Raw genomic sequence first — 25,998 nt, forward strand, 5'->3', positions numbered from 1 at the left:
ATGCTACAGATTCAATCACTCAATCAGTTTTATGGTGAAAGCCACACCTTGTGGGATCTTGATATGTCGATTCCCGAGGGTAAATGTACCGTGCTTATGGGACGTAATGGCGTAGGAAAAACGACGCTGCTGCAGTGCATTATGGGCTTGGTCAAGGTTAAGAGCGGCGATATTCAGCTCAATGGAGAGTCGCTACTAAAACACGATGCCGAGTCACGCCCTAGAATGGGTATTGGCTATGTGCCTCAAGGCCGACAGATCTTTCCGATGCTCACGGTTCAAGAAAACCTTGAAGTAGGACTACCGATTCGAGACAAGGGCGATCGCAAGATCCCTGAGTTTATTTTCGATCTCTTCCCTGTGCTAAAGGAGATGCTTCATCGTCGAGGGGGCGATTTGTCGGGTGGTCAACAGCAGCAACTCGCGATTGGTCGTGCATTAGTGGTGAATCCAAAACTACTGATCCTCGATGAGCCGACAGAGGGTATCCAACCCAATATCGTTCAAGAGATTGGCGATATCATCCGCATGCTCAATGAGAAACTGGGTCTGACGGTGTTATTGGTCGAGCAGAAACTGCCGTTTGCAAGAAAAGTCGGTGATCAGTTTTGCATTCTTGACCGAGGTCGCCAAGTGGCTGAGGGTGAGATGGCAGCTCTAAATGACGGCTTGATTAAGGAGTATTTGACAGTATGACCACGCTCCTTGAAGTCCCCCAAGACCCGAAGGCGGGTCTTGGTCAAATAATTGACGCACAAACTGAGTTTGGCTGGAAAGCCAGACTCAGTCTGGGTTTTGTCAATCGAGGTGACAAAACCGTCCTCAAACACCGTTCGCAGCAAGGACCACTCGCGATACAGCGTCCTCTCTACCCCGAGGGTAATCCCTGCCATACCTACCTGCTTCATCCTCCGGGCGGTGTAGTAGGCGGTGATACGTTACAAATTAAAGCGAAGGCAGAACGGGGCGCTAATGTGTTGATTACCACACCAGGTGCCACCAAGTTTTACCGCTCTGAAAATAAGTATGCTAAGCAGAGCCAGATTTTATCGGTAGAAAAAGGAGCGCGCCTTGAGTGGTTGCCTCAAGAGAACATCTTTTTTCCCGATGCGCACGTGCGAATGGATACACAAGTGCACCTCGAAAAGGATGCACAGTTTTTGGGCTGGGAGATGCACTGTTTTGGTCGCCCTGCACTAAATGAGGGATTTAGCTCAGGGCATTTAGTAGGTAAAACAGAGATTTACCTTGATGGGCAACGTTTACTTACAGAAGGTTTGAATGTTAGGGGTGAAGATAACCTATTGAAAGATAAAGGTCTTCTTGGCTATCAAATGATGGGGACTCTTTACATTTCAATTGATGATGAAGATTTTTACCAGTTGGTACAGAGCTTGCTCACTACCATGCAGCAAGAAAACAAAAAAGGTGCAGTACTTATTGCTGCGAGCCAGTTGGAAAATTTGCTTGTAATTCGTGCACTTGGGAACTGGAGTGAGGTGATCTTGGATTGCTTCCAACAAGTTTGGCAGGTGGCGAGAGAGCATTGGACTGACGAATGTCCATATCCACCGAGGATCTGGGCAACCTAAACCAACAATTAGAATCGACGATAAGGCTTATCAATGGAATTGACCCCAAGAGAGAAGGACAAACTTCTCATCTTTTGCGCTGGTATGTTAGCTCAGCAGCGCAAAGACAAAGGCTTGAAACTCAATTATCCAGAATCCGTCGCTCTTATCTCTAGCGCCATTTTAGAAGGCGCTAGAGAAGGGAAAACAGTTTCCGAACTGATGGATTTTGGGCGCACTCTACTTACCACCGAAGATGTCATGGAAGGCGTTCCGTCTATGATCCCCGACGTTCAAGTTGAAGCGACATTTCCTGATGGCACCAAATTGGTGACCGTCCATGAACCCATTGTTTAACTCATCGGTTTAACAAACTCGCTTAACTAAATTTAGGAGGTGACATGGCAGGTTCATCCAAACACTACACGGGCTTTGTCCCAGGGCAGGTCGAGACCGCCAAAGGTGATATCGAACTAAACGTGGGCCGAGAGACGGTCACGGTAAAGGTCGAGAATCTAGGCGATAGACCAGTGCAAATTGGCTCTCATTACCACTTCTTCGAGGTCAACGAAGCACTGAGCTTCGACCGAGACCTGACAAAAGGCTTTCGCCTAAACATTCCCGCTGGCACAGCAACGCGTTTTGAACCAGGGCAGTCGCGAACTGTTGAGTTGGTTTCGTTTGCAGGCAAGCGTGAAGTTTATGGTTTCCAAGGCAAGGTAATGGGCGCGCTGTAGTGCGCGGTAGCCTTAGTAGTACTTCAAGATAAGAAAACTATTTGGGCTAATCATCAGTACGCCAAACAAAACAACAAGGAAGAATAATGGCGAAGATATCCAGACAGGCATACGCCGAGATGTTTGGCCCCACAGTCGGGGACCGAGTTCGCTTAGCGGATACAGAGCTTTGGCTAGAGGTAGAACAAGACCTCACTGTATACGGTGACGAAGTTAAATTTGGTGGCGGTAAAGTAATTCGCGACGGTATGGGCCAGAGTCAGCGTCCTAGCGCTGAAACCCCTGACCTCGTCATTACCAACGCATTGGTGTTGGATTACTGGGGCATCATTAAAGCGGATGTCGCGGTGAAAAATGGGCGCATTCAAGCGCTCGGCAAAGCGGGCAACCCGGATATACAGCCAGGTGTTGATATCATCGTTGGTCCAGGTACCGAAGTATTAGCCGGAGAAGGTTCAATATTGACGGCGGGTGGAATTGACTCTCACATCCACTTCATCTGTCCTCAACAGATCGAAGAAGCGTTAGCTTCCGGTGTCACTACTATGATTGGCGGCGGCACTGGCCCAAATACGGGCACCAATGCGACGACCTGTACTCCTGGTCCGTGGAACATGCATCGCATGCTTGAGTCGTTAGACCAATTTCCAATGAACTTCGGCTTGCTTGGTAAAGGTAATGCCAGTCAACCAGAAGCACTGCGTGAACAAATCGCTGCCGGAGCAGTAGGCTTGAAGCTTCACGAAGACTGGGGTACGACACCAGCATCCATCGATACGTGTCTGACCGTTGCCGATGAAATGGATGTTCAAGTTGCCATTCATACCGATACTCTAAATGAATCTGGCTTTGTAGAGTCTACGCTTGGCGCTATTGGCGATCGCGTTATTCATACGTATCACACCGAAGGGGCGGGCGGTGGTCACGCGCCAGACATCATTAAAGCCGCTGGCGAATCAAACGTACTGCCGTCTTCAACCAACCCAACGCGGCCATATACGGTCAATACCGTGGATGAGCACCTAGATATGTTGATGGTGTGTCACCACTTATCGCCTTCTATTGCAGAAGATGTGGCATTCGCAGAGTCTCGCATTCGCCGCGAAACCATTGCAGCAGAAGATATTCTGCACGACCTGGGCGCATTTTCTATGATTGCCTCTGACTCACAGGCGATGGGACGTGTGGGTGAAGTGATCACTCGAACTTGGCAAACCGCTCACAAGATGAAAGTACAGCGTGGCAGCCTTAAAGAAGACTCTAGTTACAGTGATAACTTCCGTTTGAAGCGATATGTTGCCAAGTACACCATCAACCCAGCTATCACACATGGTATGGCGCATGAAATCGGTTCCATTGAGGTTGGCAAACTTGCTGACTTGGTCCTGTGGAAGCCAGCCTTCTTTGGAGTAAAACCGAGCGTAGTGCTTAAAGGCGGTATGATTGCGATGGCACCGATGGGTGATCCTAATGCATCGATTCCGACTCCGCAGCCCGTTCACTACCGCTCTATGTTTGGCAGCTACGGTAAAGCATCACAAAACACCTCAATGTTGTTTGTCTCACAAGCAGCAGCTGATGCTGACATTGCCGCTCAGCTTGGACTGGGCAGCTTAATTGGCGTCGCTAAACAGTGCCGAACAATCAGCAAAGCGGACATGAAGTTGAATGATTGGCAGCCGAATATCGAGGTGGATTCCCAGACATATCAAGTGCGTGCCGACGGTGAGTTACTTGTTTGTGAGCCTGCCGAGGTCTTACCAATGGCACAGCGTTATTTCTTATTTTAACCGATGGGTATTGAGAGTTTTTTGAGGACAACACAGTGATTGAATTAATAGAAATTACCAAAGAGTTAACACCACAACCTCACGCATTTTTAAGTCTGCCTATCGACAGCCGTATTAAGAGCCGCCTAAAGGTCATTCTTGATGATGGTCGTGACGCAGGTTTGTTTTTGCCAAGAGGTCATATTCTTCGTGGAGGAGAGCAGCTTAAGAGTAAGTGTGGACTCGTGATTGAAGTGAAAGCTGCGCCTGAGCAAGTCTCGTCAGTGTATTGCAGTGACCTACACCTGCTTACTCGTGTTGCCTATCACCTCGGCAACCGTCACGTGCCACTTCAAGTGGAGTTTGGTTGGGTTCGATATCAACACGATCATGTATTAGATGAGATGGTGGAAGGACTTGGCGCAGAAGTGACTTCAGAGCTTGCGCCGTTTGAGCCAGAAGGTGGCGCCTACGGTGGCAAAAGTGGTGGACATCACCACCATCATTAATCCGAATACAAACCGAACCACAACGATTTACTACTAAAAATATAATGAAAAGGAAATTTCAATGAAAACACCATTCCTCAAATTAACAACGTTCAGCTCTCTTTTATTGGCTCCGACTTTTGCATTAGCACATCCTGGTCATGAATCAACGGCATTCTCAAGTGGTCTTACGCACCCAGTGACGGGTATCGATCATCTGATTATGCTACTTGCTTTTGGTCTTCTTGTTGGTTGTTTAAGCGCGACTAAGGCTCAAAAAATTGGTCTAGTCGCCGGCGCGCTAGCGATGCTTATGGTGGGATTATTAATTGGCAGCACCTTTGGTCTCGCGACCGGTGTGGAGACAGCGATCGTGGCGTCTCTTTTTGTGGTCAGTGCGGCGATTTGGCATGCGTTCAGTGCATCGCAAAAGATGGTTAAGTTAGCGGTTGGTCTGTGTATTGGCATGATGTTTTTCCACGGCTATGCACATGGTGTTGAAGCTGAAGGCACACTTGGTCAGTTCTCTCTGGGAATGGCTTTGGGCGCGACAGCTCTTATGACACTGGGCACTCAAATTGGCAGCCGCGTTGCATCACGTTGGATGTCGGTTGGCGTTGCTGCGGCAAGCTCACTGTTTTTGATGGCAGCCTAATTTATGGCAATGAATGCCAATCAGGCTCTGGGGGGCTACAGCGATATTGAGTCGACGTCGGAGCCTAAAACCAACAACGATGTGTCTAGCTATCGATTGTTCCAGTTAATCAGCCCATCACTTCCCATTGGCGGGTTTACTTACTCGCAAGGTCTTGAATGGGCGGTGGAGGCGGGCTGGGTGAAAAACCGCGCTTCGATGGAAGAGTGGTTGGCAAACATGCTGTTTAGCAGCGTTGCAACCCTCGAACTGCCAATCATCGACAGGCTTTATCAGGCGATTCAAGCTTTAGATACTAACGCGATTTCAGACCTGTCAGACAGATTGGTGAGCAGTCGTGAGACGAAAGAGTTGCGAGCTGAAGAGAAGCAACGAGGGCTAGCACTCAATACTTTGCTTGGCAGATTAGAAATAGCGATTGACGGCGTCGCGCTCGACGATTATCAGCCAAACCAGCTGCTCGGCTTATGTGTTGCTGCGGTGTATTGGAAGATTGATTTGAACGAGCTCAAGAAAGGCTACTTGTGGAGCTGGGCTGAGAACTTAGTCATGGCAGGCGTAAAGCTGGTTCCTTTGGGTCAAACCGACGGTCAGCTTGCACTTATCAATCTATCTGATCAGTTTGCTAAAGCGCTCGAAATCGAACAGCAGACGGAAGACTGGATGATTGGCAGTTTTACACCTTCGGTATCCATAGCCAGCAGTCTTCATGAGACACAATATACAAGATTATTTCGCTCATAGTGGTTAGCGGCACAAACCGTCTTGACAACAAACGAGTGACGAAAAAGGAAGAGATAACATCATGACAAGTACAACAGACAGCTATAAACAGCCACTACGAATCGGAATCGGTGGCCCAGTAGGCTCAGGCAAAACAGCATTGCTTGAGGTCTTGTGTAAAGCGATCAGGGATAAACTCCATATTGCTGTTGTGACCAATGATATCTATACGCAGGAAGATGCGAAGATCCTAACTCGAGCAGAGGCTCTTGAACCAGATCGTATCATCGGTGTAGAAACGGGAGGCTGTCCTCATACCGCGATTCGCGAAGACGCTTCCATGAACCTAGCAGCGGTAGAAGAGCTCGCTAAACTTCATAAAAATCTCGATGTGGTATTTGTTGAGAGTGGTGGTGATAACCTAAGTGCGACGTTCAGCCCTGAGCTTGCTGACTTAACTATCTATGTTATTGACGTAGCGGAAGGGGAGAAGATCCCACGTAAAGGTGGTCCGGGCATTACGCGCTCTGATCTGCTTGTTATCAACAAGATAGACCTCGCCCCTTATGTTGGTGCATCACTAGAGGTGATGGAGCAAGACACACAACGTATGCGCCCAACCAAGCCGTATGTCTTTACCAACTTAAAAGAGAGTAAAGGTTTGGACACCATCATCGATTTCATTTTGACTGAAGGTATGCTTGAGTTTCATAGTTAAGATTTTAAGACTTCGCTTGGATTTACAGACTCAAAGTTACACATAAGTGACGGTTGTGACTTACACTTTTGCTAAAGACGAGATAGGCGGAACGTGTATGTTTCAAGCAAAGCTGATGGTATGGATAACAACACTGGTCTTTTTTGGTTACGGGCTGTTGTTTTCTCTGTCCCCAAATATGCTGTTCGAACGAGTAACAGACAGTGCATTGTTTTCTTACTCGGCAGCCATTGATATACGAGCGACCTATGGTGGCATGATGATGGCGATAGGCATCATATTGGCGCTACTGGTACTTAGAAACGAGACATTGAAATTGTCGGTTATTGCCGCCACTCTGCTTGCAGGCTTAATGGCAGTAACGAGATTGATGGGTATCGTTGTGGAATCCCAACCTAACGATACGATGCAAATCTATCTGGCAACGGAAGTCTTCTTCACTGTTTGGGGGTTGTTCATTCTCTGGAAACTGCCCAAACGGCGATTTTATTTCAAATAGTAGATAGCAAATACAAAACGCCCCTCTGGATAGACTCTTCAGAGGGGCGTTTTTCATTCTGGTATTTGTAAGTTTTGTATCGATATCAAGAGAGTTTAAAGTAGGTGAGTTGCTGCTTTAACTCTTCAGCCGCAACGGCCATCTCCTGAGTCTTTGAGGCTAATTGATTACTTGCCTCGTTAATCTCGCGAGCGGATAAATGAATAGTAGTAACGTTCTCACTCATCTCATTGGATACCATGCTTTGTTCCTCTGCTGCCGCTGCAATCTGAGCGACCATATCATTCGCACCGCTCAGGTCACCAAGCATCGACTCTAGAGTCACTTTTGTCTCTTGTGCTCCTGAAACACTGGCGGCAATGCTGGTATTGTTCTGCTCCATGACATCGAGTACTTCACCCGTCTTAGACAGCAACTCGTTGATTGTGGTTTGCACTTCATTGGTTGATTGCTGCGTTCGGCTTGCGAGGTTGCGTACTTCATCCGCCACTACGGCAAAGCCACGACCTTGTTCGCCAGCACGTGCGGCTTCGATGGCAGCGTTTAGTGCCAATAGATTCGTCTGCTCTGAAACCTCTTGAATAACCTCAACGACCTTACCGATATTGTCGACACCGAGTTTTAATGCCGCCATGAGATGAGTCGTCTCGTCGATCGAAATGGAGATAGCAGAGACTTCCTCGAGTGTTGAGTCCATGCTGACGCTACTCGTTTTGGCATGCTCTGCGGCGCCGCTAGTGCGCTCAGCGCTCTGCTCAGCATTAGTCGCTACGTCGTTGATGGTCGCAGACATCTCGTTCATCGCTGTCGCCAGCTGTTCCAGCTGCGAGTTTTGCGAATCAAGGCTTTGTGCTGTCTCTTCACTGGTCGATGCGATGCTTTCAGAGAGTCGACTCGCAGTATCAGCGGTAATGGTCGCAGCCGTGATGGTGTCACGTATCGTTGATTGCATTTGATCCAACCCATTGCTTAGCTGCCCAACTTCGTCTTTACGCCTTTTTGCTAATTGCGTAGTCAGATCGCCATTTGCCATACGCTTTAGGTTCTCGACTAGCTGTTCAATTGGTTTAACGATGTTATTACCAACCACAAAGCTCGTCATAAATAGGATCGCCACACAGCCTACAGTGAAAGCGATTTGCTTGGTCACTTGAGCTATAAAATCCTCTTTAATGTCGGAGACAAATAACCCTGAGCCGATGATCCAATCCCATTGAGGAACATAAGCAACATAAGAGATTTTGTCTTTTAATTCTCCCTCTGGAGAGAGCCAGGTGTAATCTAAGAAGCCTGCGCCATCTGATTTTGCGATGCGCGACATCTCACGCCAATGGTAGTTTCCGGCACCGTCGGCAATATCGCTCATGTTGTTACCGATCGCTTGTGGTCGAAGTGGATGCAGGACTAAGGTGTTCTTACTATCGGTCACCCAGAAGTAGTTGCTTTTGTCGTATCGAAGGGCGCCAAGCGCTTGTCTCGCTGCCTGCTCTGCTTGTTGTGAAGATAGGGAAGGTTGGGTGCGATAATAGTTAACCAGCGAAACCGCGGCCTCAACTTGAGCACGGAGTTTCCCCTCTCGCTCTGCGAGTTGCTGTTGCTGTTGCAGGAACACATTAAATATTCCCATCGATAGCATTAACACTGCAGATAATACAACGATGATCTGGATTTTTGCCTTAATGCTTATGTTGTTGAGCTTCATGCCTAGCCTCTATCACTTTGTTTTTATGATTGTTTATATGCTAACGGATAGACAAAAGCTGTATAGAGATAGGTATGTAAAAATTGTGGATATTAGTGGCTAATTATCGAAAATGTGCAGTAGGTTGGTTTGTTTTGTTAAATGGTGCGAGATGTGTAACATTTTGTAATGTATTAAAGGGTGATCACGCGCAGTAAGAGCCCACCCTTTGATGAAATTATTTGAAGATACAGTGCTTTGCGTAATCGCTTGCTTCGTTAGCCGTCCAATCGCCTTTTGGCTTTTCTTGCATGTCTTGGCACCAAGCTTCACTACCAACTTCGGTACATGCACTTAGTGCCAACATTGCTAGGGCGGCTAGTGCTAATGCTTTTAGCGTCGAGTTCATTACTACTTCCTGTGTTATATATCCGTTGTTACTAATTGTTACCAGTATAGCGTCAGCGGTTATGCGAGGGAAGCGCGTACTTAACTAAACAAGAATGTGCAGCATAAAATCACTAGACGACTGGTCTAATTCTATGTCATCATGGGTGCATGAATACGAAAACCAATGAAACTCGGCAGCATATTCTCGATGTTGGGTACGAACTTATTTTATCGAAGGGCTTTACTGCGGTTGGGCTCTCGGAGTTATTGAAAACTGCAGAAGTGCCGAAAGGCTCTTTCTATCATTACTTTAAATCTAAAGAACACTTTGGTGAGGTGCTGATAGCGAGTTATTTCGAAGGCTACTTGGCGCGGCTAGACACCTTGCTTAATGAAGCTGAAGGAACAGGCTATGAGCGCTTGATGGGGTATTTTCGTCGTTGGTTAGAGGTTGACGCGGGTCGATGCAACGCACACAAGTGCCTTGTGGTTAAGCTCGGTGCTGAGGTTTCTGATTTGTCAGAGCCGATGAGAGATGCGCTTCATCAAGGCGCCATTCAGATTACGGCTACGATAGCTCGCTGTATCGATGCTGGTATTGAAGATGGCTCTATCACGGAGCAAGACAGCACAACGACAGCCAACGTGGTTTACCAACAATGGCTAGGTGCCAGTTTGCTCAGCAAGCTTAGCCAAAACACCCAGCAATTAGAATTTGCTCTAGCAGCGACTCAATCACTGCTAAAGCGTTAAATGAACTAAAATTAACCTGCTTTTGCGATGCAGGTTTTTTTGAAAACGAACACTAGACGACTGGTCTAATATAAAAGGAAATCACCATGTCACAACAGAACAGAAGAATTGTTTTAGCCTCTCGCCCAGTTGGTGCACCAACACAAGACAACTTCCGAATCGAACAAGTCGAGATTCCTCAACCAAATGATGGTGAGGTACTACTGAAAGCCATTTACCTTTCTCTTGATCCTTATATGCGTGGTCGTATGAATGATGCGGAATCTTACGCTGAACCAGTTGCTCTTAATGAGGTGATGGTAGGGGCTACCGTATGCCGCGTTGAGGCTTCTAAAAACGATCAGTTTGAAGAGGGCGAATGGGTACTTGCTTACACTGGTTGGCAGGACTTTGGCATTTCCAATGGTGAGGGCTTAGTTAAGTTAGGTAAGGCGCCAACACATCCATCTTACGCGCTAGGCATTATGGGTATGCCAGGTTTCACAGCATATATGGGACTGCTCGATATTGGTCAGCCTAAAGCAGGTGACACAGTAGTTGTGGCGGCGGCGACAGGTCCGGTTGGCGCAACAGTTGGCCAGATCGCTAAGCTAAACGGTTGCAAAGTGGTGGGTGTCGCTGGTGGTGAAGAGAAATGTCGTCACGCAGTCGAGGTACTAGGTTTTGATGTTTGTTTGGACCACAAAGCAGATGATTTTGCGCAGCAACTAGCACAAGCGTGTGATAACGGTATTGACGTCTATTTCGAAAACGTGGGCGGTAAGGTATTCGACGCAGTGATGCCACTACTGAACACCGGCGCACGTATACCCGTCTGTGGTTTGATTTCTCAATATAACGCAACGTCATTGCCAGAAGGGCCAGACCGAATGTCTGCGCTAGTTGCAACGCTTCTTATCAAGCGTATTAAGATGCAAGGCTTTATCATTTTTGATGACTATGGACACCGTTACGACGAGTTCGCGACTCAAATGGGTCAGTGGCTAGCCCAAGGTAAGATGCAGTATAAAGAGCATTTAGTACAGGGTATGGATAACACAGTGGATGCGTTTATCGGTTTATTGGAAGGTAAGAACTTCGGTAAACTGGTAATTCAGCTAAATGACCTAGATTAGTCCGCGAAGTCACGAGAAACAGCGCCTATTTTTAAGGCGCTGTTTCAGACTGCTGACAAAGGTCTAGCTTTCGAGCCAGACCTTTGATCTAATAGGAGTATCGAAATATGGATACTCCGATATGCTTCAAGAACCTTCTCCTCAGCAATACGAACTTGAAATGGTCACTATGGAACAGCTTGTTCCACAAAATCATCTCGTACGAAAAATTGATAATGCCATCGACTTTGAATTCATCAGAGACGAAGTGGCACATCTATACTGCAAAGATAACGGCCGCCCGCCCGTAGACCCTGTTCGTTTATTCAAAATCATTCTGCTTGGCTACCTATTCGGCATCAAAAGTGAGCGCCAACTGGTCAAAGAAATTGAAGTGAACGTCGCCTATCGTTGGTTCTTGCGAATGTCACTGACCGAAAAAGTTATCCATGCTTCGACGTTAAGCCAGAACCGAATTCGACGCTTCAATGGTACTGAAGTCTTTGAGCGCATCTTCAATAACATAGTGCTTCAAGCGATGGAGAAAGGCTTAGTCGCAGGACAGGAGCTCTTCACTGACAGTACACACCTTAAAGCCAATGCTAACAAGAACAAGCACATGAATCGTCTGCGCCCAGTTAGTGCAGGCGCTTATCTTGATATGCTGAATGAAGATGTGGCCGCAGACCGAGAAGCCGAAGGTAAAAATCCATTCAAGGAGACGCCACCAAAGACAGACGTCAAAAACACCAAAGTCAGCACCACCGACCCTGAAAGTGGCTTCATGACCCGGGACAATAAGCCTCAAGGCTTCTTCTATCTTGACCACCGAACCGTGGATGGCAAGCACGGTATAATCATAGACACATACGCAACACCGGGGAATGTGAATGACTCACAGCCCTATATCCGTCGTCTCGACCACACGCTAGAGCAGTTCAACCTCAACCCCATCGCAGTTGGTATCGATGCAGGTTACTTCACAGCGCCTGTTGCTGAATCACTCGAGCGCCGCAGTCTATTAGGTGTGTTCGGGTATCGCCGCCCATCAAGAACTAAGAACAAATTTAAGAAGAAAGACTTCAAATACCAAAAAAGAGACCGATACCTATCGCTGTCCAGAAGGGCAGGAGCTCGTCTATAAAACCACAACACGCGCAGGCTATCGCTCATACGCTTCCGACCCGAAGCAATGTGCGTTTTGCCCCGTTCGGGACGACTGCACCAAGAGTGAAAACATGCAGAAGGTCATAACGCGTCACCTCTACAGCGAGGCGGTGGAGCGAGCCAATCAAATGCGACTCTCTTGCTACGGAAAAAGACGTATCGGAGGCGAAGTGAAACGGTAGAACGAAGCTTCGCCGATGCAAAACAACACCATGGTCACCGTTACGCGCGCTACCGTGGTCTCGCAAAAAGTGCAGATGCAATGTTGGTTAGCCGCTGCCGCTCAAAACATCAAGAAGATAGCGTTGGTGGTGAGCTATCTGCGAAAAATGGGCTTAAATAGGGCAGAAATACGTCAAATACTGGCCTCTGTATGCCGGTTTAGGCTCAACTCACTTCAGAGCGCTATCTAACAAAAAATATCGCGATCGCGGCCTATGGCCGCTCAGAAAAAGAACCCCGCTTGAAAAAGCGGGGTTCGTCAGCAATCTGAAACAGCGCCTATTTTTAAGGCGCTGTTTTTGTTTGTCTTGAGCCGTTCACACTGGAAAGAGTACACTGTCTGCTTTGTTTGATGATGGACTTAAGACTATGCACATAACGGCTTCTAGCAGTGTTCAATACCGCTCTCTTCTGCTTAAAGCGTTGTTTAAAAGGCCCAAGATTAAAGGTTCTATTCAAACGGCATCATCGGCGACACTGACAAATCCTTCCTTTTCTATTGAAGGCAGGGCATTAAACCGTTACTGCCAGCACTTCGGTTTTGACGCGTCAGATATCCCATTGACTTACTTGTTCGTCGCTACGCAGAGTGAACTGCTTCAATTATTTGTTCATCCAGAGACCGCCGTCCGCCCGCTTGGTCTGGTACACACGTTTGTTGAATTTGAGATGTTTCAACAACTCGAGGCCGAGCAGAACTACCATTTTACCGTCGCGCTGGAGATGGTAGAGAAAACAGAAAAAGGGCAGAGGTTTGAAACGGTCGGTGAATTCTCACTGGAAGGTCAAGTCATCGCACGCTACCGGTCTGGTTACCTGATGTCAAATAGGGGAGTGAAGTCGAAAAAACGTCAATCAGCGCCGGTAGAAGACCTCAGTGCTTATCATATCAGCACGACTCTTGAGACATCTAAGAAGCACACCAAAGCGTATGCTAAGGTATCGGGTGATTACAATCCTATCCACCTGAATGGTCTTATGGCTAGGCTGTTTGGGTTCAAAGCCCCCATTGTGCACGGAATGGACATGGCAGTGAGATTGCTGAATGTTGCCAGCAACGAGATAAATACAGAATTGATTAAAAAGTGCCGCTTTGACTTCAAGCGTCCCGTGTTCGTCGATCAGACACTGAAGGTGTGCGGCAACAAAACGCAGCTTCTGCTTGTGAACGAGGATAACAAAAGCTGCGTGGCAATGAGTTTGTTGGAGAAGGGAGCTTAGTTCGCTTTGGCTTTTAGCTGTTGCGTTAGCCAGTCAGCACTGCTAGACGAGCTATCTGCGCAAACGACTTGATAGGCTTTGCCAGTAAACCAGCTTTTAGACGCCACTTCATCAATGAACACCTGTGTAGAGGTGACATCATCCTTGGCATAGTCCCATTTCCTTCGAAGGTGATCTGCCGCTTCTTGCCCGGTGTGTTCTTTACCATTTCGGATAAAGGTGCATGAGGAGGTCTGCATCTGATCGATCAGATACAGCACATCACTTTCGGTATCAGCCAGCACGTTTGTGCTGGCTAGTGTAACAAGTAATAGAGCTAGCGCTTGGGGCTTCACTGTTTCCACCATTGTTTGACTGGTGTCGGATTTAGGATTTCTAATCGTTCACCAATTTCTGGAGAGACCATAGTAACACCGCGCTCTTCGCTGATCTCTAGGGCTTTGTTCATCGGTTCATGCCAGTCATGCATCGACAGGTCAAATGTACTGTTGTGAATTGGCATCATCACTTTACCTTTGACATCAATATGCGCTTGAACACTTTGCTCCGGGAACATGTGAATCTGTGACCATAGCTTGTTGTATGCGCCTGTCTCTATCATAGTAAAGTCGAAAGGACCGTATTTTTCACCAATCTCAGCAAACCCACCAAAGTAGCCTGAATCTCCGCTAAAGAAGACTTTGGCTTCTTTACTGTCGATTACCCAGCTTCCCCATAAGGTTGAATCTCGGTCAGTTAAACCGCGACCAGAGAAGTGCTGTGTTGGCGTGAGCGTGTACTCGATACCATTGACTTCATGTGACTCCCACCAAGCTAGCTCGGTGATTTTACTTTCAGGCACACCCCACTTAGTCAGGTGGTTGCCTACTTTAAGCGGCACAATAAAGTGCGACGTTTTGTTTGCTAGCGCTTTCACTGACGCTTTGTCTAGATGGTCATAGTGGTCGTGGCTTATCACGATTACATCGATCTCTGGCAGTGCATCAAGTGAGATAGGTGGCTGGTGGAAACGTTTTGGTCCTGCCCATTGTACTGGTGACGCGCGGTCACTGAACACTGGGTCAGCCATGACGATCTGACCGTCGAGCTTCATAATCACACTAGAGTGTCCTATACGATAGACCACGTCTTCTGTTTCCTCGATCAACTGCTGAGCTGTGATCGTGTTCACCGGCAAGTCAAACGTCGGGGTTGGTTCAGCGCGATCTGTGGTGAAGTAGGATTTCATGATCTCAACCATGTCACCAAAGCTAGATTTGTACTCCATTTCGCTATTGACGTATTTGTCTGGGTAACGCTCAGGATCTTTTTCAGTATTTGTACAAGCTGTTAGTGCAGTAGTGCTCATTGATAGAACTCCTAATGTGGCTAGTAGAGACTTTCTCATAGTGCTGGCTCTTCTGTCATGTGAGCTTTTGCTCATCTCTTCTTTAAGTAAACTGACCAGTGTAGTTTACTTTTATGTGGTGAAAAGTAAACTACTTAGTGTAAAATATTTAGAGAAATTTCCACTTTGTTGGCTAACGTTATGATTGAAAAGAAGAAAACAAGAAGCGAGTTGAAGAGAGAAGCGATCATCAACGCCGCGAAAGACGCATTCAACGAGTTTGGCGTGCAAAATACCAGCATGGATAAGTTGGCTTCATTGGCAGGCGTGTCGAAACGCACGGTATACAATCACTTCGAATCGAAAGAAGAGTTAGTGATGTTATTGCTGTCTGAACTTTGGCACCAATCCATGGCGGACGTTGACCTCACCCCCCTCGAAACGAAAAGTGTCGAAGAGCAGCTTCACTATTTGTTAGCGCATGAGATCCGAATCCTAAATAAGCCTTCCTATATCGACTTAGCCAAAGTTGCCTTTGGTCACTACTTCTATCGACCAGACGAGCTCAAAGAGCAAGCTGCCAAAATGACTAAGCAAGAGACCGCACTTTATAAGTGGCTTGAACAGCAAAACGAGAAGGGCGTGCTTAACATAGAAGATATTGATACTGCGAGCATTCAGCTTCACAGCTTGATAAAGGGAAGCTGCTTTTGGCCACAGTTGATGGGTATGAGTGATGTTATGAGTGAAGAGGCGGTTATGCAGTTGGCTAAGTCGACGGCGGACTTATTCTTGGCGCGTTATTTAGCTTAGTTAATTGCCAACCTGTCGCTTTCCAATATAGTGCGCAGTTTAGTTTCTCGATGGCTAATGTGTGCGCACTACATAACTTCTCTGATACTAATATTCGACTTACTAATATCAATCAGCAAACTCCACTCTCTATTGAACGCTTCGACAAGCACCGCGTACTGGTTTGGAAATCCTTTGAGTTGTGCCGACTTTAGGTCATCGATGTAGGCTGGAGGCACTGAGTACTGACGCTCCATGTATCGTTTCACCTCGATAAAATGTACATCTTTCATTGTTCGTTTTTCTCTCGTCAATCTTACATAGTCTGTTTTGTTTTTAGTCATAGCGACCTTGTTTGGCACAACTCTTTACTGACGGTTAGGTATCCAACATGCCGCTATAAATTGAGGGTAACGGAAATATATGAATGTTTTATGTACCAAATAGCTTGCTCAAGTAACTTACAAGATGAGAGTCGCTAAACACCGCTAAGTTATCTGTGGTAAAGTGCGCTCTTTGATGGGAAGAGGGAAGTTTGGGCAGTTATATAACATGTCTACTGAGCGATTCATTTCCCACGACACCATCCTTAATCAGCATTAACGAAGACCAAAACTATGCCATTTACCAAGCTATCGCTATCTCAAGAGCTGACAGCAGCGTTACCTGAAACATTCTGCGAACCAACGGACATTCAGGCACTCGCTATTCCTGCGATTCTAAATCACAAGGATGTTTTAGCGATCGCCCAGACGGGAAGTGGAAAGACATTGGCTTATGGACTGCCTCTCTTACATCTCATTCTCGAAAAGCACGCCAGTTCTAAAGTTTTAGTCCTCGTTCCAACTCGTGAGCTTGCGTCACAAGTTACCGACGCCTTGCTTATGGTTGCCAAAAATACGTCAGTAAGATCGGTTTGTATTTGCGGTGGGGTAGATAAAGAACAACAGAAAGCTGAACTTTCTATGGGGTGGGAGGTTGTTGTTGCCACACCGGGAAGATTTATCGAGCTATTAGCTGAAGAAGCGTTAGACGTGAGTATGGTATCTAACGTGGTACTTGATGAAGCTGACCGAATGCTAGAAATGGGCTTTTGGGCAGACGTACAGCGCATTATTCAAAGCCTGCCGGAACAGCGTCAAACGCTGTTGTTTTCGGCTACCTTTCCGTTGGCACTAGAAGAAAAAGCAAAAACGTTGCTTAGCTCTCCAGTGTTCATTGAGGCACAAAAAGAGGCTAAAAACGAAGGCGCAATCGAAGAGACCCTTTACCTAGTCAATAAAGGAAGCAAAGCTAAAGCACTGATAGATCAAATTACACGCAATGACTGGTCTCAGGTATTAGTGTTTATTGGAGCGAAAGATAACGCTGACGCGCTCTGTAAAAAACTGAGTAAAGCAGGGCTTTCGGCAGCCGCACTACATGGCAATAAAAATCAAGCTGAGAGAGAAGCAACGCTTGAGAGCTTTAAACAGCAAAAAGTGCGTGTCCTTATCGCCACAGATCTACTTGCGCGCGGCATTCACGTTGAGAGTCTCCCTGTCGTCATTAACTTCGAACTGCCATCCAATCCAGAGACTTATGTTCACCGAATTGGAAGAACCGCAAGAGCTGGACAGCAAGGTGTCGCTGTGTCTCTAGTTTGCCACGGTGAAACCGAGTATCTTGAAGCCATAAGAAAGACGACTAGCCGTGAACTCGCGCTAAAGGAGCTGGATGGTTTTCCGGTTACCGATAAGCCTTCCACTGGTGAGAACAAACGTGCACCACGAGACAAGCAAGCCAATCGCAGAACACAGAGAAAGAAAAGCATTAAGCAGTTTCAAGGCAAGAACAAACGATCATAGAAATCGCCTCGCATTGAGGCGATTTTTTCGAATAACTCTGAGAGTTTGTTCGCTGTCGCTTCATTGATAAAACTCACCCATCTCCTGAACCAGCAATTGGGTTGCTTTGGAATAGATGTGTTGCTCTTGCGCCCCAACGAGTTGAACGAGCAACACTTTGTTTGATGCCAGGCACTGGCGAAGTGCTCTTAATACCATGGTAATATCCAGCTTTCGCTTCTCACTGCTCGAGTTGTGTTTTGAAATCGAAGGCAGGTCAATCGTAATCACGAGCTTGTCGCAATGACTAATAAAGCGTGCTAATTGCTCTTTGAGTATCGCGCGACCTCTATAGTTCACTTCATCTGCCATGAGCCAGTCGCACCCCATATCTTCTGCATACTCTAGCTGTTTTTTGTCGCACTTGCTGCCATCAATGCCAATATGAAAGGCACGACATTCATTAAATCGATTTAAGGCGAAGTGCAGCATTGAGCCCATGGTCAGATCAAGACATTGGTCCATTAGAAGATGAGCGTTGATATTGATGATACCGACTTCTTCTCGCTCAATAAGCAGACTTGGAAAGACATCGAGCAAGGCTTCATGGCAGTTAGAAATCAGCAAAGGCATCGCGCCTACGGTTAATTGCTCAACTAACTTCTCTTTGAAATCATGGCTAGCCATTGGGTTTTCAAAGTATGGTCGTTCACTCTTGTAGGCAGTAAGAATTGGGAAATGCCCAGCGTTTCTCATTGAATGAGAATGATGTTGAGCGCTAAGCCAATCGTAAGCCGTATCGAGCAAGGATTCGGCGTCTTCAAACTGGGCATTGGTCTGGGGTTTAATCGCTTCGCATACCGTCAAGACTGACAGTTTGTTGTCCATTACAGGGTGATAGCGACGTTTCCATAGCTGTTTGAAGACGCTTAGCATGATGAATTACCTTTCTGGAGGCAACGCTCTGGCTGCCTGCAATACATGAAGAATGAATCTGTCCTTGTTCGCCTCCACACGATGAGCAGGCGCCATAATGGAAACAGCACCGATTAGCTTAGATCCCTTGGTAACAGGTGCGCTGATGCCCGTCACTCCAGGGTCAAACTCAGACGTACTGATAGCAAATCCTTGTTTGCGAATCTGATCCAACTCAGTTTGCCAAGCTTCGGCGTTTGCTTCTTCTCCGAAATGGCGAAGGATCTTTTCGCGTCGAGCTTCAGGCAGGTAGGCCAGCATTACCTTGGACGATGCGCCGCGCAATAAAGGCTGGCTTTGTCCACGAACGTAGCTACAACGCAGTGCTTGGGCACTTTCTTGTAGGCTGACACACAATGCTCGATAACCCACTGGTACCATGTAGGCCGCCATCTCACCCGTTTGCTTCTGCAGTCTGAACAAAATGCTCTCAATCGTTTCCAAGTTGTGAGGACTTGATTGGTAGCTGTGCATCAGTAAAAGAGCGGCCGGGCCGACGATGAGCGTTTTGTCATGAGCACTTTCTTCAATGAGGTTCCACTCTTTAAGTAGTTTGATATGTCTGTAAAGGCTACTAAGTGGTACACCTAACTGCTGGCTCAAAGTCTTAGCAGATACGGGTTCATCGGATACAGCAACCTGCATAAGCAGTTGCAATGGCTTTTCGTTTACCTGAGTTGGTGGCTGTAGTGCGTTTCCCATATGGGCGTTATCTATCATCAAAAAGGATTACGCAATTTATATTCCTGTCCGGTAAGAAAGGGAACAAAATTAAGCAGAGGCTTTCTCATGAGGTGAAAAATAAGCAGATTCTTACATTGGAGTAAGTTGCGATGAATCAATACAACTCGATGAATATCCAACTAAGGTAATGTGGAACGAGAGGAGGGTGATAAATGGAATTTGTTTGTGGAACCTGTCGCCAGTTTCAAAGAAAAAGAGACAACGAGAAAGACCTTTGTACAGCATGGGGAAACCCGACGTCTATGAAGCGAGAAGGTTGCCAATTCTGGATGCCTAAAAGCGGCGTATTGTTTGCCGGTCTGAATGATGAGAAGGAACCGAGGGAATGATGCACACTCAGCCCGAAAGGGGGAAGGGCTGAGTGTCTGTTTCTTAAGTTGCTCTACATTAGAACTTGTAAGACGCACCTAGGTATAGAGAACCTACTGAGAATGTGTCTGTGCTTGAGCTACCCATGTCTACTTTGAATGCATCTGCTTCATAAGCAACACGTACTGCAAGACCATCAATCATTTGTGGCGCGTACTCTAGGCCCAAGCCGTAACGGAAACCAGATGCTGAATCGCTTTCTGATTGACCATTTGCTTTAAGATCAACGTTTACGTGAGATAGACCAAGAGTAGCAAATGGGCGTAGACCATTGTCAAAGCTGTAACCTAAGTTAGCTGCCACAGAGAAAGCACTTGGCGTAACCTTAGCACCTTGAAGCATTGCGTGCGAAAGGTCACCATAGTTAGTGTAACCACCTTCTAGAGAAACGATACGGTTGAACTGGTAACCACCGTATACACGTAGAGAACGCGAACCATCTAGTGTTGGGAACGCTGACATGTCCTGGTTCTCTAGCTTACTCTCAGTAAGACCAAAACCACCACCCAAGTAGAAGCCTGGTTCTACTGAGTTTGCCCATGCACTAGTTGCCATCAAAGCTGAGATCGCGATTGCCACTGTCTTTTTCATTCTGTTACCCATTTCGTATTTATAAGAGTGTTTGATTTCGGGGCGTAATGTAAGCAATTCTCGTTTTTGGGTCTGTGCAAGAAATGTCTGGAAATGTGGTGGAAGTGTCCTAGAACTGTTTGTGAGTAAAGCCACAAAATTACAAACGAATACGCAAACGTTTACTCAAATAAAAGTGAACAAAGTCACACTATATTGGGTAGATAGGGTGGTTTTGTATTAAGTTTATCAGTATAAATGCGGGTTATTCCCTTGAGTTCGGTAAATCCGCTCATGTATGTTGGATTTGACGAAGACACGAGCTCGTTGGCCTATCTGCACGGAGTCGGAATAAACATACGGAAATTCTGAGGCTTATCAATTATCCCAAAAAGAGGTAACGATGAATTATAAACAACTGCCAAAAATCGACCTACACTGCCACTTAGATGGAAGTGTTCGCCCTGAGACTATTATCGAGTTGGCGGAGCTACAGAACATCGAATTGCCTAGTACAGATGTGGAAGTCATCCGTGACATGATGATTGCCCCAGAAACCTGTCCAAACCTGATTGAATACCTAAAACGTTTTGACCTGCCACTGTCTGTAATGCAGACAAAAGAGGCACTCGAGCGTATCGCCTTTGAGGTATATGAAGATGCCGCTCTAGAAAACGTAACGTATATGGAAGTACGATTTGGTCCTCTGTTACATCGAGAGCAAGGGCTAAATGTAGAAGAGATTATCGGTTCTGTTGTTGCTGGTATGAAGCGTGCGGAACAAGCTCACGGCATTAAAGGCAACATTATCCTGTCTCTACTGCGTCATATGCCAACGGATGAAATTAATGATGTCATTGATGTTGGTTCGCAATATGTGGGCAAAGGTGTGGCGGCTTTTGATCTTGCTGGTGGTGAAGAGTTAGGCTTCTGCGAAAAGTTCATCCCATTCGCAAAATATGCAAAAGAAAAAGGTCTCAATGTGACCATTCATGCTGGTGAACAGGGTGAAGGTCAGAACGTGTATGACGCGATTACTATGCTGGGTGCAGAGCGAGTAGGCCATGGTATCCATATCGCGACTCATCAAGCAGCATTTGATCTCGTCCACGACAAACAAGTAGCGCTAGAAACGTGCCCAAGTAGTAACGTTCAGACCAAAGCGGTAGAGAGTATGGATGTTCATCCAATTGAAGACTTTAGACAGCGCGGTATCCCTGTAACGATTAACACGGACAACAGAACGGTTTCCAACACCACCATGACAAAAGAAGTACAAAAAGTGATGGAACAGTTCAACTTGAGCGAAGACGATTACATGCACATCTATCGTAACAGTGTGAAGGCAGCATTTACGGATGAAGCGACGAAATCACAGCTTCTAGCGAATTAACAGAAAACTAATCTACTGTTACCAGAACCAAAAAAGACCCAGTTTGAATACGACTGGGTCTTTTTTTATCTGGTATGTACGGCCTCTAGCCTGCTTTCCTAGAAATATACTCTAAAGCCAGCTCTTGCCTCTAGCTCAATTTCAAACTCATCAAGATAAATTGCCGGAGTGACATCTACGTAAAATCCAACAGGTTTCACGCGAAATTCGGCACCGATCCCTGGCGTCACCGCAATATAGCGACTGTTTCTATCGACATAGTGACCGCCGACAAAAAGGTAGATTGGTGTATCTTGAATACCGAAGGTTTTGTTGACGCCAAAGCCCATACGGTCGTCGAGGCTGACGTTGAAGCGCAGATCATTGTGCTTGAAGTCCAAACCCCAATACGGGTCTCCAACAAAAAGACCAACCCCGGTATCTGCCTTGGCAACTGAGCTAAAGCCCAAGCACAGCGCCAATGCCATCAGTATTATGTTTTTCATGTTTGCTACCACTGCTATTTCGTAGGCGGCAACCATAAAAGACCAATGCAAAAATAGTGTTAGCGAGTTATTGGTTTGACGAATGTCTCACACGTTTGGATAGTCTCTCGCCATCGCTGACACTAGGGAGACCAAACAGAAACAACTGCTAACAGTTGACGCGCTAGGTTGGACGTTTCACCGTAATGGTTTTTTCTAGAGTCGCGTAATCATTACCACCAAGTCGAGAAAGTGGGTCGACTTTAAGTGCATCTATGATCAGTCGCTCCTGGTTCTGTTCAACGACGGTGTCATCTATGTAAACCTGCTCAATTTTGGCAATGATCAGATGCTGGGGCGTGTTGCCCATTTCAATGACATCATGTAATGAACAGCCAAAAGCAATTGGACACTGAGCTACTCGAGGTAGCTCAAAGCCATCGAAAGCCGTCAGCTCAATGTCGCTTGCTTGGACTTCAGATTGACCGTGAGCAAGAGTGGCAGAGGTTTGAGTCATGATCTCAGCGCTTTGAGTTGAAGCGATATGAATGACGAGTTGTTTGTTTTTTATCGCATTGACTGCACTGTCTTTTAAGGTTCCATCTGGCTTTTTACCGATCGAGATCATCAGTAGTGGTGGATTACTGGAGATAGGGGCGAAATAGGAAAATGGCGCTAAGTTAAAATTCTCTGACGAGGATTCGCTTAGTACCCAAGCGATGGGGCGTGGAACCACGGTTTGTGTCATTAGATGATAGATGGCATTCGGGCTGAGGTCGTCAAGGTTGAGATTCATGCTGACTCCAATTGTTATTATTAAGCGACTGATTGCGAATGTAAAAACAGTAGCATATTACCTGTTCAGTGTGGAGATTATTAAATCCGTGGTCTACACCTATAGAGTCAGTCAGCCATGAGGAAGCAGCACAATGATAGTCCGATTAACCACATTTATAGTGACAATGGCATTCGTATTTTCGTCGCATGCAGAGTGGATGCTAGACAGCAACAACTCGACGTTAAAATTCGTGTCGACTAAGAGCAATAGCGTGAGCGAAATACATCACTTTGAAGGAATGACCGGCACGATCAGTGATGACGGAAAAGCGACACTAGTGATAGATCTTGCCAGCGTAGAAACCAATATCCCGATCCGAAATGAGCGAATGCAAACCATGCTTTTCAATGTCGCCGATTTTGCCAAAGCAACGGTAAGCACCGTCGTGGATATGAGCGAGTTGGATAATAGTGATATTGGCGGGATCTACAGTATTGTTAATGACGTTACCGTTGACCTGCATGGGAAGCAGAAGACCTACCCGACCAAGTTAACCGTGATGAAGATGAGTGAAGATAAAGTCGTGATTGTCTCGACCGATCCTATGATTATTCAGGCTGCTGACTTTGGGCTTGATGTGGGTATCGAGAAACTAAGAGAAGTGGCAGGGTTACCCTCAATCGCAACGAGTGTCCCACTTACCTTTGTGCTGGTTTACAATCAGAAGTAACTCAATGACATAATCAGGTACGAAAAGAAACGCTCCGCTAAACTGCGGAGCGTTTTTTATTGGTCTCTATATACGAAAGTAAGCGAGTTTTTGCGTAAGCTCAGCAGAGGACTCTGCCATGGCTTGAGATTGCTGAGCGAGGCTCTGGCTGGCTTGTCTAATTTCACTGATAGATAAATGCACAATGCTGACGTTTTCGTTTACGTCATTAGCGACAGTGCCTTGCTGCTCAGCTGCGGCAGCGATTTGCGTGACCATGTCGTAGGTATCGTTGAGCTTGTCTACGGCAGTATCAAGCTTCTCTTGAGTTTGTGAAGCGAGTTCAACACTTTCGGTGACCTTTGTCTGATTCGATGACATTACTGCGAGCACGCTATCTGTGCGTTCGTTCAACTTATCGATAGTGGTTTGCACTTGTGCGGTAGACTCTTGAGTACGACTTGCCAAATTACGAACCTCATCGGCAACCACTGCGAAACCACGACCTTGTTCGCCAGCTCGAGCAGCCTCAATGGCGGCATTGAGTGCTAGGAGGTTGGTTTGTTCAGAGACTTCATGAATCACGTTCACAACTGAGCTAATGTCATTTACACCTTGTTTAAGAGCTTCCATTAACTCGTGGGTACTCGAGATATCTTCGGAAATGCCTGAAATGTTTGTGAGTGTGTAACCCATGCTACGACTGCCTTGAGCGGCAAAATCTTTGCTTTGTTCAGTTGTTGATGAAGTACGCTCTGAGTTACCAGCGATATCTTGGATCGTTGAAGACATCTCACTCATCGCTGTTGCTAACTGCTCAAGCTGCTGACTTTGCGAGTCGATGTTGGTGGATGTTTCCTCACTGGAAGCGGCAATGCTGCTCGACAGTTGGCTTGAGTAGTCCGCGGACGCCTTTGCAGCAGAAATCGTCTCTTTCAGCGTCGCCATCATTCTGGCTAGCTCATTACTAAGATACCCAAGTTCGTCTTTTCTATCACTAGACATCTCTACCGTGAGATCGCCATCCGCTACCTTATGTACTCTTTGTACTAGCGCTTCAATAGGTTTGACGATGTTTCGCGAGATGATTAAGCAAATAATAATGAGTGCTAGAGCGGCAATTGCATCAACGATGAGTTCTTTGATTAACTGACTTTGGAATGCTTTATCGATATCCGCCGTTTGAACACCAGAACCAATTATCCAGTCCCATTCTGGTATATAAGCGACAAAAGAAATCTTTTCAGATTCATTACCATCGTTACCTATCCAATAATAAGTCAGAAACCCTTTACCTTGTGTGGTTGCTATTCGACTCATTTCTTGCCAGAAATAATTGCCTCTAGAGTCAGTCAGGTTACCTGCGTTCGTTCCATTTAATTTTGGATTGGTTGGATGCATGAAGATATTTTCATCAGATGTGGCAATAAAGAAGTAATTATTACCATCATAGCGAAGATCTTCTATTGCTTCGGCAGCCGCTTCTTTAGCTTGTTTTTCGCCAATAGACTTGCTTAACGTCTTGTAATGGTTGGCCAGTGCGTATGCGATTTCAACATTAGAGCGAACGCGGTCTTTACGTTGCTCATAGCTTGATTCTTTTTGAATGATGAGATTAAACGTACCGAGTGAGACGAGAATAAGTACGGCAAAGCCGACGAGAGCTTGCAGTTTCGCTCTAATCGACAGATTGTTCAGTTTCACAAAAATTTCCTCTTAACCTTATGAATGCAGTAAATTCCATTTCTAATGCTAATGAATGTTTCTAGATGTTTAGCACTAAAGAATAGTATCACTTATTATTAATAAAATTAGTACTTATTGATAAAGGTTATTTGTTGATTGGTTTATTTTTGAACTGTATAGAATATTGTGCAAGTCTGAGTAGGAACATGTTGTACTGTAATTACAATGAAAAAAAATATCTTCTGGTTTTGTAAGGTTATTATTTATTCAAGCGGAATATGATTATTAGGAAAGGAGGGCTTAGGATTATTGTTGGAATAATAATTCCCACTGGGTGAGAATTATTATTATCTGCTATTAATGGTAGTGAAAATAGGGGTTAACACGTTTCGTCAATGCAACACTCGTCTTGCAAGAAGTGAATAACACCGTCAAGGTGCTCGTACTTGGCAACACAAAACAGGGTGCGACCTTCTCGTCTCTGTTCGATGAGATTAGCGGAGGCTAGGCTAGAAATATGATGAGACAGTGTCGATCCCGGAATGTCTAGCCGTTCTTGTATTTCACCTACAGGAATACCCTTGTGTCCGGCCTTAACAACCTGACGGTAGATGGCAAGGCGCGTAACATGACCCAGTTCTTTCAACGCCTTTGCTGCGACTTCGATTTGCATATGT

At 46.1% G+C, this 25,998-nt stretch carries 30 protein-coding genes and 1 pseudogene; 19 read left to right on the plus strand and 12 right to left on the minus strand.

The window, feature by feature from the left end; genetic code table 11:
* The 10 genes from urtE (at position 1) to AC6I8U_RS23550 (ending at position 7,160) form a co-directional block, all read left to right on the plus strand.
* Positions 1 to 696, plus strand: a complete 696-nt coding sequence (urtE, locus tag AC6I8U_RS23505) for an urea ABC transporter ATP-binding subunit UrtE (RefSeq protein WP_128648711.1) — start codon at positions 1 to 3, stop codon at positions 694 to 696.
* Entirely contained in the window at positions 693 to 1,592 is a 900-nt protein-coding gene (locus AC6I8U_RS23510) for an urease accessory protein UreD (protein WP_498018751.1), read from the plus strand. Before urtE ends, AC6I8U_RS23510 begins: the two co-directional genes overlap by 4 nt.
* Positions 1,593 to 1,625: 33 nt before the next feature.
* Positions 1,626 to 1,928 carry an urease subunit gamma gene (gene ureA, locus AC6I8U_RS23515; RefSeq protein WP_042471054.1) on the plus strand — a complete coding sequence of 101 codons (303 nt, stop codon included), beginning with the start codon at positions 1,626 to 1,628 and terminating at the stop codon, positions 1,926 to 1,928.
* Positions 1,929 to 1,972: 44 nt separating this feature from the next.
* Positions 1,973 to 2,308 carry an urease subunit beta gene (locus tag AC6I8U_RS23520; protein WP_128648713.1) on the plus strand — a complete coding sequence of 112 codons (336 nt, stop codon included), beginning with the start codon at positions 1,973 to 1,975 and terminating at the stop codon, positions 2,306 to 2,308.
* Positions 2,309 to 2,394: 86 nt separating this feature from the next.
* Positions 2,395 to 4,098 carry an urease subunit alpha gene (gene ureC / locus AC6I8U_RS23525; RefSeq protein ID WP_042471057.1) on the plus strand — a complete coding sequence of 568 codons (1,704 nt, stop codon included), beginning with the start codon at positions 2,395 to 2,397 and terminating at the stop codon, positions 4,096 to 4,098.
* A gap of 35 nt (positions 4,099 to 4,133) precedes the next feature.
* Positions 4,134 to 4,586: an urease accessory protein UreE gene (gene ureE / locus AC6I8U_RS23530; RefSeq protein WP_042471061.1), complete on the plus strand. Its 453-nt coding sequence runs from the start codon at positions 4,134 to 4,136 to the stop codon at positions 4,584 to 4,586.
* A 55-nt stretch (positions 4,587 to 4,641) separates the two neighbouring features.
* Positions 4,642 to 5,220, plus strand: coding sequence for a HupE/UreJ family protein (locus AC6I8U_RS23535; protein WP_419153466.1), 579 nt, complete (start codon positions 4,642 to 4,644; stop codon positions 5,218 to 5,220).
* A 9-nt stretch (positions 5,221 to 5,229) separates the two neighbouring features.
* The gene (locus AC6I8U_RS23540; RefSeq protein ID WP_498019642.1) at positions 5,230 to 5,964 is read left to right on the plus strand and encodes an urease accessory protein UreF; all 735 of its coding nucleotides are present in this window, start codon (positions 5,230 to 5,232) and stop codon (positions 5,962 to 5,964) included.
* Between the two features lie 61 nt (positions 5,965 to 6,025).
* Complete coding sequence (ureG, locus tag AC6I8U_RS23545) at positions 6,026 to 6,661, plus strand: urease accessory protein UreG (RefSeq protein ID WP_252016749.1); 636 nt, start codon at positions 6,026 to 6,028, stop codon at positions 6,659 to 6,661.
* Between the two features lie 97 nt (positions 6,662 to 6,758).
* A complete protein-coding gene (locus tag AC6I8U_RS23550) occupies positions 6,759 to 7,160 on the plus strand; it encodes a DUF4345 family protein (protein ID WP_252016751.1) in 402 nt (133 codons plus the stop codon).
* Between the two features lie 85 nt (positions 7,161 to 7,245).
* Here AC6I8U_RS23550 and AC6I8U_RS23555 read toward each other — a convergent pair whose 3' ends face one another.
* Both AC6I8U_RS23555 and AC6I8U_RS23560 read right to left on the minus strand, forming a co-directional pair.
* On the minus strand, positions 7,246 to 8,862 hold the full coding sequence (locus AC6I8U_RS23555) for a methyl-accepting chemotaxis protein (RefSeq protein WP_498018752.1): 1,617 nt from the start codon (positions 8,860 to 8,862) through the stop codon (positions 7,246 to 7,248).
* Positions 8,863 to 9,079: 217 nt separating this feature from the next.
* Positions 9,080 to 9,208, minus strand: coding sequence for a DUF3012 domain-containing protein (locus AC6I8U_RS23560; RefSeq protein ID WP_081935844.1), 129 nt, complete (start codon positions 9,206 to 9,208; stop codon positions 9,080 to 9,082).
* Between the two features lie 191 nt (positions 9,209 to 9,399).
* Here AC6I8U_RS23560 and AC6I8U_RS23565 point away from each other — a divergent pair, with 191 nt between their 5' ends.
* The 4 genes and pseudogenes from AC6I8U_RS23565 to AC6I8U_RS23580 all read left to right on the plus strand — a co-directional run bounded on the left by AC6I8U_RS23565 (position 9,400) and on the right by AC6I8U_RS23580 (position 13,688).
* The gene (locus AC6I8U_RS23565; RefSeq protein WP_128648715.1) at positions 9,400 to 9,984 is read left to right on the plus strand and encodes a TetR/AcrR family transcriptional regulator; all 585 of its coding nucleotides are present in this window, start codon (positions 9,400 to 9,402) and stop codon (positions 9,982 to 9,984) included.
* A gap of 86 nt (positions 9,985 to 10,070) precedes the next feature.
* A complete protein-coding gene (curA, locus tag AC6I8U_RS23570; RefSeq protein ID WP_498018753.1) occupies positions 10,071 to 11,099 on the plus strand; it encodes an NADPH-dependent curcumin/dihydrocurcumin reductase in 1,029 nt (342 codons plus the stop codon).
* 121 nt (positions 11,100 to 11,220) lie between these two features.
* Positions 11,221 to 12,658, plus strand: a pseudogene (locus AC6I8U_RS23575) (IS1182 family transposase).
* A gap of 178 nt (positions 12,659 to 12,836) precedes the next feature.
* Positions 12,837 to 13,688 (plus strand): MaoC family dehydratase, encoded by an 852-nt coding sequence (locus AC6I8U_RS23580; protein ID WP_498018754.1) that lies wholly within the window; start codon positions 12,837 to 12,839, stop codon positions 13,686 to 13,688.
* On the opposite strand, the gene AC6I8U_RS23585 is transcribed toward AC6I8U_RS23580, so the two are convergent.
* Together AC6I8U_RS23585 and AC6I8U_RS23590 are read right to left on the minus strand one after the other, a co-directional pair.
* Positions 13,685 to 14,023 (minus strand): DUF5329 family protein, encoded by a 339-nt coding sequence (locus AC6I8U_RS23585; protein WP_498018755.1) that lies wholly within the window; start codon positions 14,021 to 14,023, stop codon positions 13,685 to 13,687. The genes AC6I8U_RS23580 and AC6I8U_RS23585 overlap by 4 nt on opposite strands.
* A complete protein-coding gene (locus tag AC6I8U_RS23590; protein WP_498018756.1) occupies positions 14,020 to 15,075 on the minus strand; it encodes an MBL fold metallo-hydrolase in 1,056 nt (351 codons plus the stop codon). The genes AC6I8U_RS23585 and AC6I8U_RS23590 overlap by 4 nt, the downstream gene beginning before the upstream one ends.
* 141 nt (positions 15,076 to 15,216) lie before the next feature.
* Between AC6I8U_RS23590 and AC6I8U_RS23595 the strand changes: the two genes are divergently transcribed.
* Positions 15,217 to 15,828, plus strand: coding sequence for a TetR/AcrR family transcriptional regulator (locus AC6I8U_RS23595; RefSeq protein ID WP_446568273.1), 612 nt, complete (start codon positions 15,217 to 15,219; stop codon positions 15,826 to 15,828).
* 68 nt (positions 15,829 to 15,896) lie between these two features.
* Here AC6I8U_RS23595 and AC6I8U_RS23600 read toward each other — a convergent pair whose 3' ends face one another.
* A complete protein-coding gene (locus tag AC6I8U_RS23600) occupies positions 15,897 to 16,100 on the minus strand; it encodes a hypothetical protein (RefSeq protein WP_234497047.1) in 204 nt (67 codons plus the stop codon).
* Positions 16,101 to 16,424: 324 nt separating this feature from the next.
* Between AC6I8U_RS23600 and AC6I8U_RS23605 the strand changes: the two genes are divergently transcribed.
* Complete coding sequence (locus AC6I8U_RS23605) at positions 16,425 to 17,654, plus strand: DEAD/DEAH box helicase (protein WP_498018757.1); 1,230 nt, start codon at positions 16,425 to 16,427, stop codon at positions 17,652 to 17,654.
* A 60-nt stretch (positions 17,655 to 17,714) separates the two neighbouring features.
* Here the strand turns inward: AC6I8U_RS23605 and AC6I8U_RS23610 are convergent, their stop codons facing one another.
* On the minus strand, positions 17,715 to 18,569 hold the full coding sequence (locus AC6I8U_RS23610; protein WP_498018758.1) for an arginase family protein: 855 nt from the start codon (positions 18,567 to 18,569) through the stop codon (positions 17,715 to 17,717).
* Between the two features lie 6 nt (positions 18,570 to 18,575).
* Positions 18,576 to 19,310: an IclR family transcriptional regulator gene (locus AC6I8U_RS23615; RefSeq protein WP_234497043.1), complete on the minus strand. Its 735-nt coding sequence runs from the start codon at positions 19,308 to 19,310 to the stop codon at positions 18,576 to 18,578.
* Between the two features lie 194 nt (positions 19,311 to 19,504).
* On the opposite strand from AC6I8U_RS23615, the gene AC6I8U_RS23620 reads away from it, so the two are divergent.
* Positions 19,505 to 19,681 (plus strand): hypothetical protein, encoded by a 177-nt coding sequence (locus tag AC6I8U_RS23620; RefSeq protein WP_197058667.1) that lies wholly within the window; start codon positions 19,505 to 19,507, stop codon positions 19,679 to 19,681.
* Between the two features lie 58 nt (positions 19,682 to 19,739).
* On the opposite strand, the gene AC6I8U_RS23625 is transcribed toward AC6I8U_RS23620, so the two are convergent.
* Positions 19,740 to 20,312 (minus strand): porin family protein, encoded by a 573-nt coding sequence (locus AC6I8U_RS23625; RefSeq protein WP_498018759.1) that lies wholly within the window; start codon positions 20,310 to 20,312, stop codon positions 19,740 to 19,742.
* Positions 20,313 to 20,694: 382 nt separating this feature from the next.
* Here AC6I8U_RS23625 and add point away from each other — a divergent pair, with 382 nt between their 5' ends.
* On the plus strand, positions 20,695 to 21,684 hold the full coding sequence (gene add / locus AC6I8U_RS23630) for an adenosine deaminase (RefSeq protein WP_498018760.1): 990 nt from the start codon (positions 20,695 to 20,697) through the stop codon (positions 21,682 to 21,684).
* 98 nt (positions 21,685 to 21,782) lie between these two features.
* Here add and AC6I8U_RS23635 read toward each other — a convergent pair whose 3' ends face one another.
* Positions 21,783 to 22,169, minus strand: coding sequence for a hypothetical protein (locus tag AC6I8U_RS23635; RefSeq protein ID WP_394150291.1), 387 nt, complete (start codon positions 22,167 to 22,169; stop codon positions 21,783 to 21,785).
* A gap of 163 nt (positions 22,170 to 22,332) precedes the next feature.
* Positions 22,333 to 22,944 (minus strand): flavin reductase family protein, encoded by a 612-nt coding sequence (locus tag AC6I8U_RS23640; RefSeq protein ID WP_498018761.1) that lies wholly within the window; start codon positions 22,942 to 22,944, stop codon positions 22,333 to 22,335.
* 133 nt (positions 22,945 to 23,077) lie between these two features.
* Between AC6I8U_RS23640 and AC6I8U_RS23645 the strand changes: the two genes are divergently transcribed.
* Entirely contained in the window at positions 23,078 to 23,656 is a 579-nt protein-coding gene (locus AC6I8U_RS23645) for a YceI family protein (RefSeq protein WP_234497026.1), read from the plus strand.
* Positions 23,657 to 23,722: 66 nt separating this feature from the next.
* Here AC6I8U_RS23645 and AC6I8U_RS23650 read toward each other — a convergent pair whose 3' ends face one another.
* Complete coding sequence (locus AC6I8U_RS23650) at positions 23,723 to 25,339, minus strand: methyl-accepting chemotaxis protein (protein WP_498018762.1); 1,617 nt, start codon at positions 25,337 to 25,339, stop codon at positions 23,723 to 23,725.
* 361 nt (positions 25,340 to 25,700) lie between these two features.
* The gene (locus AC6I8U_RS23655) at positions 25,701 to 25,994 is read right to left on the minus strand and encodes an ArsR/SmtB family transcription factor (protein ID WP_042471124.1); all 294 of its coding nucleotides are present in this window, start codon (positions 25,992 to 25,994) and stop codon (positions 25,701 to 25,703) included.
* Between the last annotated feature and the right edge of the window lie 4 nt (positions 25,995 to 25,998).

It is taken from the genome of Vibrio sp. KUL80, assembly GCF_059725495.1.